Origin of the sequence: Litoribrevibacter albus (assembly GCF_030159995.1) — a bacterium.
GTDB classification, from domain to species: domain Bacteria; phylum Pseudomonadota; class Gammaproteobacteria; order Pseudomonadales; family Litoribrevibacteraceae; genus Litoribrevibacter; species Litoribrevibacter albus.
The window spans coordinates 94889-115185 of sequence record NZ_BSNM01000006.1; the positions used below are offsets into that span (position 1 = coordinate 94889).

Annotated in this window: 14 protein-coding genes; 10 read left to right on the forward strand and 4 right to left on the reverse strand. The window is 45.8% G+C overall.

Annotated elements, in window-relative coordinates; translation table 11 throughout:
* The first annotated feature begins 25 nt into the window (after positions 1–25).
* The 4 genes from QQL66_RS05270 (at position 26) to pyrI (ending at position 4043) form a co-directional block, all read left to right on the forward strand.
* A complete protein-coding gene (locus tag QQL66_RS05270) occupies positions 26–1060 on the forward strand; it encodes a type IV pilus twitching motility protein PilT (protein ID WP_284379624.1) in 1035 nt (344 codons plus the stop codon).
* Positions 1061–1171: 111 nt separating this feature from the next.
* A complete protein-coding gene (locus QQL66_RS05275) occupies positions 1172–2305 on the forward strand; it encodes a PilT/PilU family type 4a pilus ATPase (RefSeq protein WP_284379626.1) in 1134 nt (377 codons plus the stop codon).
* A gap of 326 nt (positions 2306–2631) precedes the next feature.
* On the forward strand, positions 2632–3558 hold the full coding sequence (gene pyrB / locus QQL66_RS05280; protein ID WP_284379628.1) for an aspartate carbamoyltransferase: 927 nt from the start codon (positions 2632–2634) through the stop codon (positions 3556–3558).
* A gap of 11 nt (positions 3559–3569) precedes the next feature.
* Positions 3570–4043: an aspartate carbamoyltransferase regulatory subunit gene (pyrI, locus tag QQL66_RS05285; protein WP_284379630.1), complete on the forward strand. Its 474-nt coding sequence runs from the start codon at positions 3570–3572 to the stop codon at positions 4041–4043.
* A 71-nt stretch (positions 4044–4114) separates the two neighbouring features.
* Here the strand turns inward: pyrI and ruvX are convergent, their stop codons facing one another.
* The 4 genes from ruvX to gshB form a co-directional block, all read right to left on the reverse strand.
* Positions 4115–4534: a Holliday junction resolvase RuvX gene (gene ruvX / locus QQL66_RS05290; RefSeq protein WP_284379632.1), complete on the reverse strand. Its 420-nt coding sequence runs from the start codon at positions 4532–4534 to the stop codon at positions 4115–4117.
* Between the two features lie 34 nt (positions 4535–4568).
* Positions 4569–5120, reverse strand: coding sequence for a YqgE/AlgH family protein (locus QQL66_RS05295; protein WP_284379635.1), 552 nt, complete (start codon positions 5118–5120; stop codon positions 4569–4571).
* 36 nt (positions 5121–5156) lie between these two features.
* Positions 5157–6104 (reverse strand): energy transducer TonB, encoded by a 948-nt coding sequence (locus QQL66_RS05300; protein ID WP_284379637.1) that lies wholly within the window; start codon positions 6102–6104, stop codon positions 5157–5159.
* A 162-nt stretch (positions 6105–6266) separates the two neighbouring features.
* Entirely contained in the window at positions 6267–7223 is a 957-nt protein-coding gene (gene gshB / locus QQL66_RS05305) for a glutathione synthase (protein ID WP_284379638.1), read from the reverse strand.
* A gap of 327 nt (positions 7224–7550) precedes the next feature.
* On the opposite strand from gshB, the gene pilG reads away from it, so the two are divergent.
* From pilG to QQL66_RS05335, 6 genes are read left to right on the forward strand one after another with little or no spacing between them, the layout of a single operon-like run.
* Positions 7551–7937 carry a twitching motility response regulator PilG gene (gene pilG / locus QQL66_RS05310; protein ID WP_284379640.1) on the forward strand — a complete coding sequence of 129 codons (387 nt, stop codon included), beginning with the start codon at positions 7551–7553 and terminating at the stop codon, positions 7935–7937.
* 37 nt (positions 7938–7974) lie between these two features.
* Positions 7975–8355, forward strand: coding sequence for a twitching motility response regulator PilH (gene pilH / locus QQL66_RS05315; RefSeq protein WP_284379642.1), 381 nt, complete (start codon positions 7975–7977; stop codon positions 8353–8355).
* A 35-nt stretch (positions 8356–8390) separates the two neighbouring features.
* Entirely contained in the window at positions 8391–8918 is a 528-nt protein-coding gene (locus QQL66_RS05320) for a chemotaxis protein CheW (RefSeq protein WP_284379644.1), read from the forward strand.
* Between the two features lie 52 nt (positions 8919–8970).
* Positions 8971–11049, forward strand: a complete 2079-nt coding sequence (locus tag QQL66_RS05325) for a methyl-accepting chemotaxis protein (RefSeq protein ID WP_431356886.1) — start codon at positions 8971–8973, stop codon at positions 11047–11049.
* Positions 11050–11091: 42 nt separating this feature from the next.
* Complete coding sequence (locus QQL66_RS05330) at positions 11092–11970, forward strand: CheR family methyltransferase (RefSeq protein WP_284379645.1); 879 nt, start codon at positions 11092–11094, stop codon at positions 11968–11970.
* A 50-nt stretch (positions 11971–12020) separates the two neighbouring features.
* Positions 12021–20297, forward strand: a complete 8277-nt coding sequence (locus QQL66_RS05335) for an Hpt domain-containing protein (protein WP_284379647.1) — start codon at positions 12021–12023, stop codon at positions 20295–20297.

Sequence of the window (20297 nt, forward strand, 5' to 3'; positions counted from 1 at the left end):
AACGAGACGTTTTGGAGAAGGTTGCATGGATATTACGGAACTGTTGGCATTCAGCGCAAAGCAAGGTGCATCGGATCTACACTTGTCGGCTGGTTTGCCTCCGATGATTCGTGTGGATGGCGATATGCGACGTATTAACGTTCCGCCAATGGATCATAAACAAGTGCATTCGCTTATCTATGACATCATGAACGATAAGCAACGTAAGGATTATGAAGAGTTCCTGGAAACTGACTTCTCGTTTGAAGTGCCGGGAGTGGCTCGTTTCCGTGTAAATGCCTTTAACCAGAACCGTGGTGCCGGTGCGGTATTTCGTACCATTCCTTCCAAAGTGCTGACGATGGAAGATCTCGGAATGGGTGAAGTTTTCCGTAAGGTGGCGGATCAGCCACGTGGTTTGTGTTTGGTGACCGGGCCGACCGGTTCTGGTAAATCCACCACCCTTGCTGCGATGCTCGATTATTTAAATGAAACCAAATATAAGCACATTCTGACCATTGAAGACCCGATCGAATTCGTTCATGAGAGTAAGCGTTGTCTGGTAAACCAGCGTGAGGTTCACCGTGATACCTTGGGCTTTAATGAGTCATTACGTTCGGCTCTTCGTGAAGACCCGGACATCATTCTGGTGGGTGAGATGCGTGACCTTGAGACCATTCGTCTGGCATTGACTGCGGCGGAAACGGGTCACATGGTGTTTGGTACCTTGCACACCACATCAGCGGCCAAAACCATTGACCGGATCGTGGATGTATTCCCGGCAGAAGAGAAATCCATGGTGCGTTCAATGCTTTCCGAGTCGTTACAGGCGGTAGTGTCACAAACGTTAATGAAGAAAGTCAGCGGTGGCCGTGTGGCCGCACATGAGATTATGATTGGTACACCTGCGATTCGTAACCTGATTCGTGAAGATAAAGTTGCGCAGATGTACTCGGCAATTCAAACGGGTGGCTCATTGGGCATGCAGACACTGGATCAGTGCTTACAAGGCTTATTACAGAAGAATATTATTTCGGTTGAGTCCGCTCGTGAGAAAGCGAAGATGCCGGATAATTTCTAATCAGGATATGTCGGTACTGCCTATTATGTTGGGTTTAAGTGATAGGTGAGTGCTGAACAGGCCTTTCAATGATGAAAGGTGAAATTGAGGATCAAGTAACGGGTAGTGTTGGTGGAAATTGAAAAACTCTTAAAATACGTGGTGGAAAACGGAGCGTCTGACTTATTTATTTCTGCGGGCATTCCTCCAAGTGTGAAGTTAAACGGGAAACTGACCCCTTTAACCAAGAATCCGTTGTCCCCTGAAGAGACGCGTCAAACCGTACTTGGTGTGATGACGGAAACCCAACGTAAAGAGTTCAAAGAGCAGCGCGAATGTAATTTCGCGATCAGTGCTCGTGGTATTGGTCGTTTCCGTGTGAGTGCCTTCTACCAGCGTAACTTGGTCGGGATGGTGCTGCGTCGAATCGAAACTCAGATTCCTACCATCGAAAGCCTGGGCTTGCCGGAAGTTCTTAAAGAGCTGTCGATGACACGTCGAGGTTTGATTATCTTTGTGGGGGCAACCGGTACCGGTAAGTCCACCTCTTTGGCTGCGATGATTGGTCATCGAAACAAGAACAGCAAAGGGCACATTATTTCTATCGAAGATCCGATCGAATTTATCCATCAGCATCAAGGTTGCATTATTACCCAGCGTGAAGTGGGTCTCGATACCGAAAGCTTTGAGGTAGCGCTGAAAAATACGCTACGTCAGGCACCTGATGTCATCATGATTGGTGAGGTGCGGACGAAGGATACAATGAATTACGCAGTAACCTTCGCGGAAACTGGTCACCTATGTTTGGCAACGCTTCACGCAAACAATGCTAACCAGGCATTGGATCGAATTATTCACTTCTTCCCGCCAGAAACACACAGCCAGATTTGGATGGATTTGTCTTTGAACCTAAAGGCGATTGTTGCTCAGCAATTAGTTCCGACACCGGACGGAAAAGGTCGACGTGCGGTGGTGGAAGTGCTGTTGAATACGCCGTTGGCTGCGGATTTAATTCGTAAAGGTGAAGTGCATAAGCTGAAAGAACTAATGAACCGTTCTACAGAACAGGGTATGCAAACCTTCGATAGAGCGCTTTATGACTTGTATAGTCAGGGCGAGATTACCTATGCCGATGCCTTGTCTCATGCAGACTCAGCTAATGACCTTCGTCTGATGATTAAAATGGGTGCGGACGCTGACCCGGACCAGATGATGAACTCAAACTCTGGTCTAACCTTGGACGATGATGATTATCATCGAAGGTAACAGAAAATAGTATTATTAACTTTTGATTGTTTTTTGTGCAGAGAATGATGCATATCGCTTGATTCATGACTAACTGTGTGTATAATTCGCGCCGGTTTATGCATGAAGCTATTGTGGTGATGGCTTCATTTGGGCAGGAACGGAATGTGATCATGATGATTGTGAGTCGAATTGGTACCGTTTGTTTGTGTTTTCTGCCTACTGTGGATTCCTTTTATAGCCTCTGACATTGTCAGAGGCTTTTTTTTGCCTGCCAGTTCGTGTTTATTAAATGTAAATTCGACGGACATTGATGGCTTAACCTAGTGATGGCTGGTGCTACTAATATGACAAATCCTCTTTATCAGAAGCATATCGTATCCATATCGGATCTCTCTCGTGAAGATATTGAATTAATCATCAAAACAGCGGCGCGTCTTAAGCAACAGCCAGAGCCGGATTTACTGAAAGGTAAGGTAATTGCCAGCTGCTTTTTTGAAGCCTCGACCCGAACTCGTTTGTCTTTCGAAACGGCTGTGTTGCGCTTGGGTGGTTCTTTGGTTGGTTTTGATGATGCGGGAAATACCTCTCTGGCAAAGAAAGGTGAGACCTTGGCCGATTCGGTGCAGGTGATTTCTTCGTATACCGATGCTTTTATTATGCGCCACCCTCAGGAAGGCGCTGCGCGATTGGCTTCCGAGTTTTCTAGTGTACCTGTGATCAATGGTGGCGATGGGGCCAACCAGCACCCAACCCAGACTTTGTTGGATCTGTACACCATTTACGAATCTCAAGGCACCTTGGATGGCTTGAAAGTCGCTTTGGTGGGTGACCTGAAATATGGCCGCACTGTGCATTCCTTGGCTCAGGCGTTGTCCAAATTTAACTGCGAGTTTTATTTGGTGGCGCCGTCTGCACTTGCCATGCCTGACTACATTGTTGAAGACCTTGAAGAGAAAGGCGTGGTTTTGCATCAGTCTGATGATTTAGAAGCGGTTATTCCTGAGTGCGACATTCTCTACATGACGCGTGTTCAGAAAGAGCGTTTTGATCAGACAGAATACATGCACGTGGCCTCAAAATTTATTCTGAAAGCGAGTATGTTGGCCAATGCGAAATCAACGATGAAAGTGTTGCACCCGTTACCGCGTGTAGATGAAATCGAGGTAGATGTGGATCATACTCCGCACGCCTATTACTTCCAGCAAGCCGAGAATGGTGTTTATGCCCGTGAAGCCTTGCTGGCCTTAGTGCTGAAACCTGAGTTTGAGTAGGAGAGATCGAAATGTCTGAGAAGTTACAAGTTGAGGCGATTCAGCAGGGTACTGTGATTGATCATATTCCTGCGGGTCAGGGGATTCGGATCTTGAAGCGATTGCATTTGGAATCGGCCGGAAAGCGTATCACTGTCGGGATGAATTTACCGAGTAAAAATCACGGCCTGAAAGACATCATCAAGGTGGAAGGTCGTATGTTTACAGAGGATGAGGCGCATCAATTAGCCTTGTTTGCTCCGTCAGCGACCATTAATGTGATTGATGATTATGAGGTGGTAAACAAGTTTACCATGCAGTTACCGGATACGTTGGAAGGGGTTTTCTCATGCCCGAATACCAACTGCATTTCATTGAACGAGCCGGTTAAAAGTTTTTTCTATATCAGCAATAAGACCAGTGCAGAATCGGGCGATTCGGTGGTCAAAATGCGTTGTAAGTATTGTGAAAAATCGTTCAGTAAAGAGGTAGTGGTAGCCAGTTAATTGGCTACCTGTTCTTGCTGGAGTTATGGTTAATATCGCTTTATTGCAACCCTGACGTCAGGGTTGTGTCGCTATGCTTGCTGATCACACCAGTCTTCAAATAGGATTTTGGCGACCATACCATCAACCGAGTTCTCGCCAAAATCGTAGATTCCCTGATCTCTGAAATCGTACTTTGCTTCTTCACTGCTCAGGCGTTCATCGACTAATTCGAACGGTTTTCCAAAACGCCCATGTAAGCGATTGGCGAACTTTCGGGCCCGTTTTGACATTTCACTTTCGCTGCCGTCCATATTCAGTGGAAGTCCGATTAATAAAATATCGGGTTTCCATTCTTTGATCAGTTTTTCAATTTCCTGCCAATTGGGTATGCCGTCTTTGGCTTTCAGCGGAGGAAGTGGTGAGGCCGTTCCTGTAATGGTCTGGCCTACGGCGACGCCAATGCGTTTAATACCATAATCAAAAGACAAGGCGTGTTTGATGTCGGGCATGAAGTGGTGGTTCCTTGAGATTAAAACAGGGGGATTATGCGTGACCGGCTTCAGAGCTTAACTGATCCGGGTCGATGCCGAGGGTTTTGGTGGCTGCGTGCAGTTTTTGTTCGATATCAAGATCAAACAGAATGTCGGATTGTGCCGGGCAAGTTAGCCAAACGTTATTGGACAACTCCTCCTCCAGTTGTCCTGCATCCCATCCTGCATAGCCTAGTGTGACCAGATATTTGCTTGGACCTCTGTGTTCCGCTAATGAAATCAGCATTTCTTTAGAGGTCGTCAGGTAAGTACCTGGGCCGGTTCTTAGTGAGTTAGAGATAAAATCGGAATCGTTGTGAAGGATGAAGCCTTGGTTGGTGCTGACCGGGCCGCCGGCTAGTACTGGGGTGTTTTCACTTTCCAGACTGGGGTATACATCCAGTTCGAGCAGGATCTCACTGAGCTTAACGGGCAATGGCTTGTTAATAATCAAGCCAAGTGCGCCTTCTTCATTATGTTCACAGAGGTAGGTTAGGGAGCCAGTGAATATGTCACCTTGAAGATGGGGCATAGCGATTAAGAAATGATGTCTCAAACTATCCATAATGACTCCGAAGTGATTCTATTTATCACTATAGGTCTAATACTGCGAAAGAACATTGTTTTTTTGGAATCGCCAGGTTCGAATGATTTCCAATTCATCGGTATCTTTTGCTAATTCATCCGGGAACGGTGCAAAGGGTGCGGCTAAGCGAACAATTCGGATTGCGGCATCATCAAGTACTTTATGGCCGGAGGATTCAAGTACTCGAATCTCTTTTAAGGCGCCATTGGGTAGCAGAGATACCAGAAGTCTAAGATCGCCGAAAATTCCCTTCTGTCGAGCTTTTTCGGGGTAGTTAAGGTTGCCTATACGCTCCACTTTATCGAGCCAGGCCTTGACATAATAGGCGTCAGAAGCCCGCTTTGTTGAGGTGGTTGTGATGGTGCGAATCCTTGGACTTCGGGTCAATACTTTTTGTTGGTAATCCAATTCGGCTTCTAAGCTGGCGATTTCCAGAGAGCGCTGTAGTAGACGCTTTGCTGACTTAGGTTGTTCTGGCTTTGGAACGGGTAGACTGTCTTTGTTAGTGGTCAGGCGTTGAGGCGCTTGAGTTGCAACTACCGCTTCCTGTTCTTGTTGATCGACTTCTGAGGGCTGAAGCGCTTCCATGGTTGGTGAAGTTTTATTGACCTTCGGTGCCTGGATTTTTGCTTGTTCGGTGGTCGTGAGTTGTTGGGCTTTTTCAATAGGCTGGCCGCTGCCCAGCTGATTCATCTGAGCTAGAAAGTCTGCATCGTCTGGCTCTTTATGGTGTTCGAACTTGGCTAGGGTGACTTCGATAGTGGTGGGCTTGTTGGTGGTTTTTAATGCTTCGAAACCGATGCCCATGATCACGATGAGGTGTAACGCAATGGCCATGAACACGGTAAAACCAAGACGATCGGAAGACGAAATCTTAGGTGTTATTTGCTGGGGTGTCTGAGGCTGATTATTTGTCGAATGATCAGATGGTAACCCGTTGCTGTTTAATGAACCCGCATGCATCGTGATAAAACTTTAACTGCTTAATGATAAAGGGGTAAAGTTAACGTGCTTAGACGCATCGAGCAAGGAGTTCTGGCTGAATTGTGACACTAATCGACAACTTTTCCGTCAATAACTGAAGTCGTGACCAACCGCTGTGAAATAGCGGCTGGCCTAAGAATGTTATTTTCTCGAATCAAGTTCGGCTTCAATAACGTCCATGAGTTGTCCTGCGATATCTATACCCGTCTCATTACTGATTTCACGCAAACAGGTCGGACTGGTGACGTTAATTTCTGTCAGGTAATCGCCAATAACATCTAATCCTACAAAGTATAGCTTACGGCGTTTAAGTTCATCGGAGACTTGGTTGCAAATCCAACGGTCACGATCACTTAGTGGTCTCACTTCACCGCTTCCGCCAGCGGCAAGATTGCCTCTGCTTTCACCTGCTGCCGGAATTCGAGCGAGGCAATAAGGAACAGGCTCACCGTTAATCATCAGAATTCGTTTATCGCCCTGGACAATTTCAGGCAGGTATTTTTGTGCCATGATTTGTTGTTGTCCGTGGTTGGTTAGTGTCTCGATGATTACAGACAGATTCGTGTCTTTTTCTTTTACATGGAAAATAGATGAACCGCCCATACCATCAAGGGGTTTGTAGATGGTGTCCTGATGTTTTTGGTGGAAGGCTTTTAATCGTTGGGCATCTTTGGAAACCAGATGCGGAGGTGTGCACTGAGGGAATGCCGTAGCGTACATCTTCTCGTTGCAGTCCCGTAGGCTTGAAGGCTTGTTAACGATCAGTGTGCCTTGCTGTTCTGCTCGCTCTAATAAATAGGTCGCATAGATGAATTCATTATCAAAAGGCGGGTCTTTACGCATCAGGATGACGTCCAGTTCGGATAGTTCTATGTCCTGAGTGCTGTTGAATTCGAACCATTTCTGATCGGATCGGAATACAGTTAGCGATTTGACTGTTGCTCTGGCATGGCCATCTTCAAGATACAAATCTTGAGGCTCCATATAAAAAAGTTCCCAGTTGCGATCTTGAGCTGCCCATAACATGGCAAGGGAGGTGTCTTTTTTGTAGTGGATGGACTGAATCGGGTCCATTACGATGCCGAGTTTGATAGTCATTTGGATACTGTGCCTTAAAAGTTTAGTGCGGGCTATTGTACTGTTTTATAGCGCCTTTAAATATAACCTTTATCGCCTATGATTAGGTGACTAAATAGCTAAAATAATCTTGAACTTAGAGTAAATAGTTGGAGTTTTTGTTCGTTTTAATTTCAGCATAGATGTGTTTTTTTGTAATTCTGAGGATTAGAGCTTTAATTAATATGGATTTAAACTTTAGTTCTATGTTACAACTGACCAGTTAGTGTTTCTTGGCTCGCTGATAAAAAAGGGAGCCTTTTCGCGGCTAAAACAAGAATTATTGCGAACGGTAGAAAAGGCCGAATTATGGATGAAAACTTTGAGAGTTTGAAAGTAATGGTAATCGACGATAGTAAAACCATTCGTCGCACTGCTGAAACTCTACTTAAAAAAGTTGGATGTACTGTTGTGACTGCAACAGATGGGTTTGATGCTCTGGCAAAAATTGCTGATACCCACCCTGATATTATTTTTGTGGATATCATGATGCCTCGTCTTGATGGCTATCAGACGTGTGCTCTGATTAAAAACAACAGCGCATTTAAATCAACCCCTGTCATCATGTTATCGAGTAAAGATGGCCTATTTGACAAGGCGAAAGGCCGCATCGTGGGGTCTGATGAGTATCTAACCAAGCCGTTCAGTAAAGACGAACTGCTTGGTGCGATTAAAGCACATCTCAAGAAAGACTAGTAAGAACTGAATTGTCTTTATAGAACTGGAGAATAGAATGGCGCGCATATTGATCGTTGATGATTCGCCAACCGAAACTTATGCTTTTACAACAATTTTAGAAAAGCATGGTCATGAAGTATTAAATGCTGAAAACGGTGCCGATGGTGTGGCACTGGCAAGACAAGAACAACCGGATTTAGTTTTGATGGATATTGTTATGCCTGGCCTAAATGGCTTTCAGGCTACACGTCAATTGTCAAAAGGTGGTGAGACCGCTCATATCCCGGTAATTATTGTAACCACTAAAGATCAGGAAACGGATCGAGTGTGGGGCAAACGTCAAGGCGCTAAAGGTTACCTAGTGAAACCAGTGCAAGAAGACTTGCTAATGACGACTGTAAATAAAGCGTTAGCTGGTGAGCCTTTAGACGATTAATTTCACATCATAGAACAACAATAACCTGACATATAATGAATCCATTTAAAATCTTACAGGAACTTGCTGCAAAGAGTCGAAACCATGCAGCGGGTTTGCCTGCGCAAGAAGCAGCCGTGAAAACATGGAGCGGTGTGGCTTTTCGAATTGCAGGTGGACGTTTCCTTTCTCCCTTAGGTGAAGTAGTCGAGGTATTGGATGTACCTCGTTTTACTCAAATTCCAGGTGTAAAACCTTGGGTTAAAGGGATTGCAAATGTACGGGGACGTTTGCTGCCTATTATGGATTTTGCGTCGTATTTGGGAATGACCTCCAATAAATTGATGCGGGCAAGAAAAGTATTGGTTGTTGACTACAAAGGCATATTGGCCGGACTGATTGTTGATGAAGTGATGGGGATGCAGCACTTCGCATCGGATGAGTTTCAAAAATCGACGACAGAGATTATAGATGAGGTTCGCCCATACGTTTTGGGGGAGTTTCCGAGGGACGATCGACTGTGGACAGTAATAAGTTTATTTAAGCTGGCTCAGGATCAGGAATTTGTTCAAGTGGCTGTTTAGCAGCTTGGATACTAACTTGTAAGAATAAGAAATGCGGCTGGGAGTCCGAAGCATGAAAGTAGCAGGTGGTATTAATGCCAATAAGCTGTTCGAAAATCCATTAATGGGGGGATCTGTGGTCCTAATGATCTTAGCGGTCATTGGTCTATTTGTTACCTCATGGATTCAAACGGTAGAAGGCGCTCGAGATAAAGAATACATTGCAAACGCGGGTGAGTTACGAGTACTTTCCCAGGCGATTGCAAAGAACTCAACGGAAGCTGCGGGCGGTAAGGAAGATGCGTTTACACAGCTGCAAATGACCCGTCAAGCGTTTGAGCGTCACTGGAATAACCTGCTTCAGGGGAATCCTGAGGTGGATTTACCTCCTAGCCCCGATTCAGTGCAGGCTGAAATGGATGCGTTGAAATCAGTTTGGGGGCGTGTTCGTGATAACGCTGACCAAATCCTTGATTCGCAAGAAGTTGTATTGACGCTTCATGAAGTAGCCGCGACATTGAACGAAACCATTCCGCAATTACAGATCGAATACGAAGAAGTTGTTGAGATCTTGCTGGAAGTAGATGCACCGGCAGAGCAGGTTGTAATCGCTCAGAAACAATCGCTGTTAGCAGAACGTATCGTTCGTAGTGTGAACAAGGTACTTGCTGGTGGTGATGATGCGGTACTTGCTGCAGATAACTTCGGTCGTGATGCCAGCCTATTTGGTCGTGTGCTAAGTGGCATGCTGGAAGGCAATGTTGCAATGAACATTTCCCAGGTTGAAGATGAAGAAGCGGTTTACAGCCTTGAAGAAATTTCTGACCTGTTTGAATTCGTAAGCGGTAGCGTTGACGAAATTCTTGATAACTCTCCTGACTTATTCCACGTTCGTGAAGCAGCAAATTCAATCTTTATCGACTCCCAAGATTTGTTGAAATCTACTTCAGAACTGGCGTTACGTTTCCAAACTCTTTCTGATGATCGTCCATTCTTCAAAACAGCAATGGGTGTATACATCTGTTTGATTGCACTGTTCGTTGGTGGTGCAGGATATGGTTACGTTGTATATAAAGAATCTGAAAAAGAGCGTATGGAAGAAGCTGAAAGTAATGAGCAGAACCAAACCGCTATTTTACGTCTACTGGATGAAATTGCTGACCTTGCAGATGGTGACTTAACCACTCAGGCAACGGTAACTGAAGACTTCACCGGGGCAATTGCAGACTCCATCAACTTCGCTGTCGACCAGATGCGTGGTCTGGTATCTGCGATTAACGAGACTGCGGTACAGGTATCGGCAGCTGCTCAAGAAACACAGGCAACGGCAATGCATTTGGCGGAAGCTTCTGAGCACCAGGCTCAGGAAATTGCGGGTGCATCGGCGGCGATTAACGAAATGGCGGTGTCCATTGACCAGGTATCAGCGAACGCTGCGGAGTCATCTGCGGTGGCGGAGCGATCGGTTGCGATCGCGAACAAAGGTGCTGAAGTGGTACAAAATACCATTAATGGTATGGATACGATTCGTGAGCAGATTCAGGAAACATCGAAACGTATCAAACGTCTGGGTGAATCTTCACAAGAAATTGGTGATATCGTATCTCTGATTAACGACATTGCTGACCAAACCAACATTCTATCTCTTAACGCTGCGATTCAGGCATCGATGGCTGGTGAAGCCGGTCGAGGCTTCGCGGTGGTTGCGGACGAGGTTCAACGTCTTGCGGAACGTTCTGCAGCGGCAACCAAACAGATCGAATCTTTGGTAAAAGCGATTCAGAGCGATACCAACGAGGCTGTTATCTCAATGGAACAAACCACTTCTGAGGTGGTGACCGGAGCTCGCTTGGCACAAGACGCGGGTGTGGCACTGGAAGAAATTGAGACAGTATCTAAGAACCTTGCAGACTTGATTCAGAACATTTCGAATGCTGCTCGTCAGCAGGCGTCATCTGCTGGTCATATCTCAAACACGATGAACGTGATTCAGGAAATTACTTCTCAGACCTCGTCTGGTACAACTGCAACCGCGAAGTCTATTGGTAACTTGGCTGAATTGGCGAACCACCTTCGTGAATCAGTGGCAGGCTTTAAGCTTCCAGATTCTGAGTTGGTTCCGACTGTCGAGGAAGAACACGCCCAGGTTTAACCTGGGTTTGTTGTCTGGCAATAAGAGGAATGGCAATCGCGCATGTCTAGTAAAGACGAAGCCGATAGAGGTAATGGGCTTCAGAATACGATGTTTGGTCAGTTTGATGACCAAAGCTATGAGCAATGGCGTGCGCTTATCGAGCAGAGAACAGGGCTTCAATTAGCTGACCATTTAAGAACATATCTTCAGGGCGGTCTGAATCGCCGAATGAAACTGCATAATATTCATGATTATGAACAGTATCTGGAGTATGTGACTAATGAACGAAATGGCATTAAGGAATGGTCAGAATTAATCGATACCTTAACGGTTCAGGAAACCCAGTTCTTTCGACATCTTGATTCATACTCCTTTATCGAAACCTATCTTAAAGAGCTTGTTGATTCGTCAGAACGAACAAGGTCAATAGAGATGTGGAGTGTGGGATGTTCGAGTGGCGAAGAGAGTTACAGTTTGGCGATGTTGGCCGAGAAAGTGTTAACAGAGAGTGAACACATGGCTAGCTACGGTGTGATAGGAACGGATATTAGTTTATCTGCCATCAGCAGTGCCAAACTTAGAATCTACAAAGCCAGAAAAGCCGATTGGATTCCTGACCATTATCATCACTGCTTTGACAGGCTGGACAACACAATAAAAATTAAACAACGCATTGCAGACCGAGTGTGCTTTGCGCGAGTTAATATTCTGGATCTTGATCGTGTTCCAATACGCGATATGGATATCATCTTTTGTCAGAATTTGTTGATATACCTTAGAAAATGGCGCCGGAAAGAAGTCGTAAATCGACTGTCTGAACGTTTGAAAGTTGGCGGTATTTTGGTATTAGGCTTGGGTGAGGTTACTGACTGGAGCCACCCCAAATTAAGACAAGTAGATAGTAGAGACGTATTAGCGTTTGAACGTTTCAAAGCTTAGATCTTTGAAATGAACAAGCTACAGGACATATAGGTGAGATTGGAGTCATTATGACTGAGCACCGCGACTATGTTGCCCTAGAGTGGGTAAAAGGTGAAATTGAAGAAACCCTGAAGCAAGCGGAACAGGCGCTTGAAGCTTATGTTGAGTCTCCTGAAGACGGAACTCGCATGCGTTTCTGTTTGACCTATATCCATCAGGTGCATGGTACTTTGCAGATGGTGGAGTTTTACGGGGCTGCACTTCTCGCTGAAGAGATGGAGAAGGTTGCTCAGGCAATCATCAATAACAAGGTTCGTGAAGTCAGAGAAGCTCAGGAAGTGTTGATGCAGGCAATTCTTCAATTGCCAGGCTATCTTGAACATCTTCAATCGGGCAAGGACGACATACCTGTAACTTTACTGCCTCTATTGAACGATCTTCGCTCTGCATGTGGTGAAAGTCTTCTTACCGAGACATCATTATTCAGCCCGAATCTGTTGCCGCTTCGTTCTGAAGGGGAATTTCAATTTGTTTCTGCCGGTGCTGCTGAAAAGCTTAGCCGTTTAAGAGAAGCTTATAAGCTGGGTCTGCTCGGTGTTATCCGAAACCAAGGGCTTGATAAAAGTTTTGCAGCACTGGCGAAAGCCTGTATGCATTTGGAGCAGCTCTGTGGTGAAGCTCCAATGGCTCGTTTATGGTGGATTGCAGGTGCGATTGTTGAGGGGATGTCCAATAACTCCATCGAGAGCAGCTTTTCCCTGAAAGGGCTGTTAAGGCAATTGGAAAAAGAGATTGTGAGACTCATCTCCGATGGCGACGCTGCATTAAATGCACCTGTGCCAGAAGAGTTAGCCAAAAATCTGCTGTACTACATTGCTAAATCCCATTCGGAAACGCCCGCTGTACGCAGTATCAAACAAGTCTTTGGCTTAAATGCAGCACTTCCTGAAGAACAGAATCAGGCATTTCATGGTTCATACAAGTCAGCCATGGGCTCGGTGGTAACTGCACTGACTGAAGAGCTGGCAAACCTGAAAGAGCAGTTTGATCTCTTTACTCGTTCTGCTGATTACGACTTTGCTAAGTTGGGTGAATTAGGCGCAAGCTTTAAACAAATCGCGGATACTTTGGCTGTTCTTGGATTAGGTCCTCAACGAAAAGCCTTATTGGATCAAATTGATCGTATTAATCATTGGATTGAAGTTCAGGAAAAACCTGAGCAATCTGAATTGATGTCGATTGCCAGTGAATTACTGATGTTAGAAGTCGGTTTGAACAATGCCGTTGCTTCTAACAATAAATCTGAATCGACTTCTGACATCCCGGTGGATGCGTTGAATACGGCGCAAACTGCGGTAGTTAAAGAGTGTCGTAACGGTTTAGAACAAGTAAAAGATGCCATCATCGGTTATATCGCATCGCAGTGGAGCGTGACTGAAATTCAACATGTGCCAGAGCTTCTTAAAAGTGTTGAAGGCGCATTGGCTATGGTGCCTCAGTTGCTTCAAGCCTCGGAAATACTTACGCAAACACGGGGTATCATTGAAGAACGCTTATTAGCTGAGCCGCCAGAACAACCAACTTGGGAAATGATGGACAGCCTTGCGGATGCTGTCGCCGGTGTTGATTATTATCTTGAGCGTGTAGCAGAAAACAGCCAGGAAGAAGGAGGGTCAGTCCTTCAGGTTGCTGCTGAGAGTATCGCAGCCATTACAGGTACATCGTTACCGGAAGATTCGTCATTTACACCGATTGAAGACATTGATTTAGATGATGGCAATGACGACATAGTCGCTATTGACGATACCTTAGATCTTGAACCTCTGGAGTTGCCGTCTGACACGGTAAGCGAACTCGCTGAAGCGACTGAGTTTGTGGAGGATTCTGAGCTTGTTGCAGAATCAGCTCCTATGGCGGAATCAGAGTCAGTTGATGACGTGCTAGAAATAGACCTTCCTGTCTTGGATGAGGAAGTGACGGATTCAGCTGAGCCAGATACATCTTCCGTTGAAGCCGCAGACCTTGAGGCAGAAACCGTTGTTGTTCCGGTCGAAGATGAACTAGGTTTGGAGTTCTCTGAACTGCCTGAGGAACCTTCGATTCCGGTTTTGGATGTGGAAGAGGAAGCTGAGCTGGAGTCAGATCCTGTTTTAGCTGAGCTGGATTCCATTGATGATGGGCTAGATCTAGAACTTGGTTTGGCCTCTGATGAAGACTTAGCTTCTATATTAGGTGACAGTTCTCTCGAGTCTGTTTTGGAAGTTCCTCAAGTCACTGAAGCTTCCGAGATTGCTCAAGAAGAAATTACGGACAGTACGTCTGATGAAGCCTCGTCGGACGAGGCTGAATCGGATGCTTCTGACGATATGATTGATGATGAAATCATCGAGATTTTTGTTGAAGAAGCAGAAGAAGTTCAAGAAACCATAGCCGAGTTCCTTCCTGCATATAAAGCGAACTATGAGAACACAGATGCTCAAACGGAAGTCAGACGAGCATTCCATACCTTAAAAGGCAGTGGTCGCCTTGTCGGTGCTGAGCAAGTGGGTGAACTTGCTTGGAAAGTAGAAAACATGCTCAATCGCGTGATTGATCAGACAATTCAGGCATCGCCGGATTTGTTTGATTTGATAGACGATGTGTGTGCGGTATTGCCAACTCTAGTGGCCTCTTTTTCGAAAGGGCAACCTTCCGGCATCGATACTCAACCGCTAATGGATGCGGCTGATGCTTTGATTGACGGTAAAGGATATCAATCCGGTGCTGCATCATCTCTATCGGTTGCGACCTCGGAAGAGGCTGTTGAGACTGACATTCCATCATCGGATGCTGAAGATGAAGCAAGCGACAGCGAGTCTCTGACTTCAGATACTGATGAACTGGCATTAGATAGCTCAGCACTTGAAAGCGCTGAGCTTGAAATCTCAGACAATGGCGTTGAAGAATTCGAAGAAGCAGAGATCGATGACATTGATGATTCTTCACGTGAAGCGTTTGAAACGGACAATCTGGATCAATTCTCACAACTTGAGAGTGAGGAAGATCAGAGTGATTCCTTCGATTTAGCCCCTGACGATATCGCTGCTCAGCTGACTGAGTCACTGTCTCTAGGCGATTCGGATGACGAAGATTTAGCCGCTTCTGAGCTGGATGCCTTTGATCTTGAAGAGAATGACTTTACCGATGGCACTCTTTCTGAGCACGAAGCAGAAGATCAAGATACCCTTGAAGAAATTCAGTTGGACGGTGATGAGACGTCGGATCTGTTAGAAATCTTCAAGAGTGAAGCACTAACGCATTTGGATGTGTTGGATAGCTATACGCAAGAGAATCTTTATAAGGATTCCGCGCTACTGACGGACGATGTACAACGAGCCTTGCATACCTTGAAAGGTAGTGCTCACATGGCTTCTGTGACACCAATTGCTGAGTTTGCAGGTACCTGTGAACGAGTCGTTAAAGAAGTTCGCGCGGCGCATTTGATGGCAGATCAGCAACTGATTTCTCAGTTGTCGGATGCAGCTGGTTGGATTCGCGATGCGATTGCTCACATTGATGCGCAAGGACAGGTAGATTTAACGGTAGATCCTGATTGGCTTGAATCCCTGTCTTCCTCATTTACGCGTCTTCCTAGCGAACTTGCAGTACAGCAAGAGGGTGGTGCTGTTGTTGATACTGATGTATCTCCTGATCATCAAATGATGAATATCTTCCTGATGGAAGGTATGGATATCTTGGGGGATATTGAATTAATCATTCAGCAATGGCGCTCATCGCCATTGAATACACAGCTGGCCAATGACCTTGGTGCGGAATGTGAGACGCTTGCCAAAGCGGCTCGTATGGCAAGATTGATTGCGTTTGGTAATATGGCCGACACGTTAGACCGTTTTGTTACAGACATCACGGCTATGGATGGAGTGCCAAACAGCGCATTCTTCGATGCATTGGATATGGGATACGAGTCTCTTGTTTCCTTGATGGATCTCCTGGCAGCTGGTCAGGCTATTTCTTCAACGGCTGATCAGATTGCACAAATTATGTCTCTGGACAAAGCCTCTCTGGTTGACCCTCTTCAAGATGTTGATCTGGAAGAATTCTCTGAATTGGAGGTTTATCCAGAAGACGAGCAAAGTGAAGAACAAACCTTCGATGCCTTGGGCGATGTAGCACTGGATGATGCTGAAGTGTCCATGGCCATGGAAGAAATTGCGTCCTTGGATGATTTGGATCTGCCTGATTCGGGTGATGATTTTACCCTTGAAGAATTGGCGTCGGATGATGATCTAGCCGCATTGGTTGACGAATTTGATGAGTTTGGTGGTACGCCTGCTGAAGCTTCAGAAGCTGTGGAGCTAGAAGAACCGGAAGCCATTGACGATGATACCGATGAAGACAGTGAATTGGTCAGTATTTTCTTGGAAGAGGCCGATGACATTGTTTCGCACCTGGATGAGAATCTTCAGCAATGGCGCGGTCAATTAGATAATGAAGAGCCGATTCAGGAATTGCAGCGCGCGATTCACACCTTAAAAGGTGGTGCGCGTTTGGCTGAAATTAAGCCAATCGGTGATTTGTGCCATGAGCTAGAAAATCTGTACGAAGGATTATCAGAAGGTCGTTTAAAATACAACGAGCCGCTATTAGATCTGTTACAAGATTGTCATGATGCTATTGCTACTCAGGTTTCTGACATTCATGAAAACAAAGAACCTGTGGCCTATCCGGAGCTAGAACAGCGCATCATTGCTGAGCTGTCTTCGGAGACTCCTACCCCGTCTTATTCCGAGTCAGAAGAAATCACTGAGCTAACAGCTCAAGCTGACCAAGAACTGTCTCAGTCAGTGCCTCAGCCTCTGAGCAGCAATGTGGACCCAGAGTTGGTTGAAATCTTCCTGGAAGAAGCGGAAGAGCTGCTCGATAGCATTACTGAGCACTTGGAACAATGGGCCGATCAACAGGACGATTTAACGCCAGTAGCCGAGCTTCAAAGGGAACTTCATACTTTGAAGGGTGGCGCACGAATGGCCGAGCTGGCTCCAATTGGTGACTTGGGGCATGAATTAGAAAATCTTTATGAAGGGCTGGTCAATGGAATGTTTGCCAGTTCTGATGCTCTTATTGATCTGCTTCGCGCTTGTCATGACCGTTTAACGGATATGACGGACGCGGTTCAAAACCAGCAAATGCCATTTGCTGCGAATGATTTAATCGAAGCTATTTCTGAGTACTGTAAGACAGGCGCGTATGATGAGTCTGTATTAGCTTACAGTGCTCCGCAAACTGCAGACGTTGCTCATCCTGATGAACACAATAGTGAAAACGAAGACGCATTCGATACGGATTTGTCGGAGTTAGACGACGCCGAAGACAGTGATGTTGTTGATCAGTTTGAACAATTGCCTGAGCTTGAAGTTGAAGCGGAAGACGAGATTGACTTGTCTGAACTGGATCAATCCACTGAAGAAGACGTTTCTATAGCTCTTGCAGATGTACTTGAAGAAGAGACTGAAGTCCAAGAACAGGTTGACTCAACTGAAGAACCTGAAGTTCAGGCAAGCGTTGATGAGTTACCCGAAGTTGAGGAACTACCTGATCTAGAAGAAATTACAGAGGTTATTGAAGCTACAGATGTCGAAGTTACAGATGTAGAAGCCATAGACGCTGAAGACGCTTCAGATCTCGATGGTGCCTTGGATCTTGAGGGTGGCTTGGATCTTGATGGGTTAGCTGAGACAGAAGAGCTGGCAGCTGATTTTGATCAGGCCGATTTTGACGATGCTTTAACTGAGCTGGCTTTGGATGCAGAGGCAGCCAAGGAAGATGAGTCTGCTCTCGATGATGATATTGATCTTAGCGCCTTTGGATTGTCTGCACTTGATGCAGCAGCGATGGAAGTATCGGATATCTTCCTGGAAGAGGCTTCTGAGCTGTCGGAGCAATTAGATAACGCCTGTTATGCTTGGTCACAAGATCCTAATGCCAATGGACCGAAAGCAGAAGTTCTGCGTTTGCTTCATACCCTGAAAGGGGGGGCAAGGCTAGCCAAACTGGACCCACTAGCCCAAGCCACACATGAGTTAGAGAGCCATATTGAACAGTATACGGGTGAACTCACTGAAGGTTTCTTTGCTGGCCTGGTAGAGCGTATCGATCAAATCGGTCAGTTAATTGAAGGTTCAGATGAAGCGGGTGCTTCTCCAAAATCTGTTGAGAGTGACTCTATCAGCGATGCTCTCGAAGCAATGGTGGAGCAGTCATTTGATTCCGATTTGTCGTCAGAGCTGGATCTGTCGTCATTGGATGACGCTATGTCGGACACTGACACGGCTGAATTACCTTCTTTTGAATTATCAGACGAAGATTTACTTGAAGAAATATCGTTACTTGATGATGACGAAGACGCACCGGATGAATTGATTCTGGGTGACGAAGTTGAAATTGAGAAAATTCCAGCACCTGAGTTTGGTCCGTCAATTCGTGAAGCTTTAGTGGATCAAGGTTCTAAAGTGGGGCAAGAAGCCGTTAAGGTTTCGGCTGACCTGCTTGAGAATCTTGTGAACCTTGCGGGTGAGACATCCATTACCCGTGGTCGATTGGAAACTGAAGTATCCGATATCGGCTTCACCCTTGAAGATATGGATATGACGGTAAGCCGACTGAGAGAACAGTTGAAGCGTCTGGATATTGAAACGCAAGCTCAGATCTCTTACCGGACAGAGATGCAACAGACGCATGATTATGACGACTTTGATCCTTTGGAGATGGATCGTTATACCAACATGCAGCAGTTGTCTCGTGCTTTATTGGAATCGGTGACGGATATTCTTGATCTGCGCACAACCTTGGAAAACAAGGTAAAAGATTCTGAAACATTACTGCTCCAGCAGTCACGCATTAATACCGAGCTACAAGAAGGCTTGATGAAAACTCGAATGGTGCCGTTCAGCCGTTTGGTACCTCGTCTTCGTCGAATTGTTCGTCAGGTAGCACAGGAGCTGGGTAAGCAGGTCGACTTTAAAGTCGAGAACGCTGAAGGTGAAATGGATCGTACGGTGATGGAGCGCATGGTTGCGCCTCTTGAACATATGCTTCGTAATGCGGTTGACCACGGTGTTGAAATGCCTGACGTCCGTAAGAAAGCGGGTAAAAAAGCCAAAGGTACGATCGAGCTGACGGTCAGTCGTGAGGGCGGTGATGTTGTGCTTCGCCTGAAAGATGATGGTAACGGAGTTAACCTGGAAGCCGTTCGTAATAAGGCCATCGAACGAAACTTGATGAAGCCTGATGCGGATTTAACCGATCACGAAATCATGCAGTTTATCTTTAGTCCAGGCTTCTCCACTGCTCAGAAAGTGACTCAAATCTCTGGTCGTGGCGTTGGTATGGACGTTGTGAACAGCGAAATCAAGCAGCTAGGTGGTAACATTGCTATTGATTCTGAATACGGTTCAGGGTCTGAGTTTGAAATTCGTCTTCCGTTTACAGTATCGGTTAACCGTGCCTTGATGGTGAAGGTGGGTGATGATCTTTATGCCGTTCCGTTGAATACCATTGAAGGTATTGTGCGTGTCAGTCCGTATGAACTGGAAGAGTTCTACAAAGAAGGCTCTGATTTGCCTTATATCTATGCGGGTAAAGAATATCGTATGGAATATATGGGGACGCTGCTGCAATCTGGTCATACGCCGAAGCTGCAAGGACAAGTTCTGCCGTTGCCAGTACTTCTGGTGCGTGGTGCAGAGCATCCGATTGCATTGCAGGTAGACAGCCTGATGGGTAGCCGTGAGGTGGTTGTGAAATCACTTGGCGCTCAGTTCAGTACTGTTGAAGGTGTTTCTGGAGCGACTATTCTTGGTGATGGTAGCGTAGTTATCATTTTGGATTTGGCTGCACTAATCAGGGCTGAGCATGCTCGTTTTGTGGAGCAAGCCAACCAAGATCATGTGGCGACGGAAAAGGTTGCTGTGTCCGATCGACCATTGAAAGTGATGGTGGTGGATGATTCGGTGACAGTTCGTAAGGTAACGTCACGTGTTCTTCAGCGTCAGGGCTATGAAGTGTTCACGGCCAAAGACGGCGTGGATGCCATTGCTAAATTACAGGATGAGCGTCCTGATATTATGCTTCTGGATATTGAGATGCCTCGAATGGATGGCTTTGAGGTGGCATCGCATGTTCGTCACAATGAACAAATTAAAGATCTTCCTATAATTATGATTACATCCCGAACGGGTGAAAAACACAGAGATCGAGCAATGTCGATTGGTGTGAATCACTATATGGGTAAACCGTTCCAGGAAGCGGCACTGTTAGAAACCATTGAGTTGTTGGTTGGTAAATAA

Bases quoted from the DNA above. Each gene is read 5' to 3' on its own strand.
- QQL66_RS05270 (WP_284379624.1), top strand. From the start codon at position 26: ATGGATATTACGGAACTGTTGGCATTCAGCGCAAAGCAAGGTGCATCG.
- pyrB (WP_284379628.1), top strand. From the start codon at position 2,632: ATGACAAATCCTCTTTATCAGAAGCATATCGTATCCATATCGGATCTC.
- pyrI (WP_284379630.1), top strand. From the start codon at position 3,570: ATGTCTGAGAAGTTACAAGTTGAGGCGATTCAGCAGGGTACTGTGATT.
- ruvX (WP_284379632.1), bottom strand. From the start codon at position 4,534: ATGCCCGACATCAAACACGCCTTGTCTTTTGATTATGGTATTAAACGC.
- QQL66_RS05295 (WP_284379635.1), bottom strand. From the start codon at position 5,120: ATGGATAGTTTGAGACATCATTTCTTAATCGCTATGCCCCATCTTCAA.
- QQL66_RS05300 (WP_284379637.1), bottom strand. From the start codon at position 6,104: ATGCATGCGGGTTCATTAAACAGCAACGGGTTACCATCTGATCATTCG.
- gshB (WP_284379638.1), bottom strand. From the start codon at position 7,223: ATGACTATCAAACTCGGCATCGTAATGGACCCGATTCAGTCCATCCAC.
- pilG (WP_284379640.1), top strand. From the start codon at position 7,551: ATGGATGAAAACTTTGAGAGTTTGAAAGTAATGGTAATCGACGATAGT.
- pilH (WP_284379642.1), top strand. From the start codon at position 7,975: ATGGCGCGCATATTGATCGTTGATGATTCGCCAACCGAAACTTATGCT.
- QQL66_RS05320 (WP_284379644.1), top strand. From the start codon at position 8,391: ATGAATCCATTTAAAATCTTACAGGAACTTGCTGCAAAGAGTCGAAAC.
- QQL66_RS05325 (WP_431356886.1), top strand. From the start codon at position 8,971: ATGAAAGTAGCAGGTGGTATTAATGCCAATAAGCTGTTCGAAAATCCA.
- QQL66_RS05330 (WP_284379645.1), top strand. From the start codon at position 11,092: ATGTCTAGTAAAGACGAAGCCGATAGAGGTAATGGGCTTCAGAATACG.
- QQL66_RS05335 (WP_284379647.1), top strand. From the start codon at position 12,021: ATGACTGAGCACCGCGACTATGTTGCCCTAGAGTGGGTAAAAGGTGAA.